The sequence below is a fragment of the Geodermatophilus amargosae genome (genome assembly GCF_041028265.1).
In the GTDB taxonomy this organism is placed as follows: domain Bacteria; phylum Actinomycetota; class Actinomycetes; order Mycobacteriales; family Geodermatophilaceae; genus Geodermatophilus; species Geodermatophilus amargosae_A.
Window position 1 is genome coordinate 1 of the sequence record NZ_JABGCW010000040.1, and the last position, 1,396, is coordinate 1,396.

The window sequence follows — 1,396 nt, forward strand, 5'->3', positions numbered from 1 at the left end:
ATATATCGGTGAAAAAGTATAATTTGATTTTCCACAAAGGAATATTTAAATTTCCATTAATACAATAAAAAAGCAAAATATATTTTCCTTTTTAACGTCTAATAGGAAAGAGTGACTTTCTAATATGGAAAATCAGATTTTCCAATATGGAAAATACCCTATATTGAGTATCAACTACTTAACTTATTCTATTTCTTAAGTTCTTATTATACCCTAAAAACGGCATATAATCAACTACTTAAAAAATCATCGGTCGGGGAGCGCCCAGCGGCAAGGGGCGGGACCACCCGTCCCGACGAGCGCCCACACCATAAACTTTTTTTTCGAATAAGCACACAACCGTTTTTCGAACCCTGCAAAATTTCTTCCGAACCCGAACGGCGTAACACTCCATTGAGTGAAGCTGCCGTTTGGTCGCTCCCCCTTTGGGGGCGGGGGGGGGTTACATACCCATGCCGAAACCTCTGCTTCTGGTGATTTGCTTGAGTAGGTCTTTCCCCTCTTCCATAGCTTTTGATATGTTTGGGAAATGATGCCTTAAAGCCTCCAGTTGTTCGGAATTGAACAAGTCTTTCATCTTACCAAGTTCTTTTTTCAATTCCTTGGTTTCGGTCTTTAGTTCTTGGTTCTCCGTTCTTAGTCGGTTACTGGTTGTCCTTGCATTGTCCATTTGCTGTCTATAATACTCCTTGTCGTTCTCGGCTTTGAATACCTTTGTGCCGTTTCGCTCTTTTTCAAGTATAGCCTTTCCCAGTCTATCGGATAGCTGTTCATTTTCCCCCTCTAAAGCCTTTATTTTGGCTTTTAAGGCATCTTTTTCCCTATCGTTAACCGTTTTCCCTATCAAGCCGTAAAACTTCTCTGAAGCCTTAGAAATGAGTTTTTGGACGTTTTTCTTTGTTTCAATGGAACGTAGTTCTTTCTGAAGCTGAAGAAGCTGGTTTTGCACGTCCTTGTGCTTGTCTAACGCACTGGATATATCGTTGGATAGTTCCTGAAGCTGTTCTTTCGCACATTCGGTCTTGTACTGCATAGCCGATAAGTGTTTGCGATCAGAAGAAACACCACGTTCCATGCCCAGTGCTTCAGATGCTATGGTTTGGAGTTCTGCCATGTCATCACGCGATAAACGCACACTCTTCCCGTTCGGCTGCGTCCAATCGAAAACTACATGGGCGTGAAGGTTAGGTGTCCATTGCTTTGCGTTCATGTATCCTTCGTCCTTGTGTATATGGATTTGAAACGCTTCAATACCGAAACGTTCCTTGCAGACCGCAGCGAATTGCTGGAGTTCCTGCATGGTGGTTTCTTGCTTGATTACTATTACCCCCTCCCGTATGGGTGCTGCTTTAGTCTGCATCTTCTGCCCAACCGTATCGAAATATCTCTGTTTCGC

The 1,396-nt window shown here is 42.8% G+C and carries 1 pseudogene; it reads right to left on the bottom strand.

The features are described 5' to 3' along the window. Positions 1-442: 442 nt before the first annotated feature. Positions 443-1,396: pseudogene (locus tag HLV61_RS23090) on the bottom strand (hypothetical protein); the annotation flags it as partial.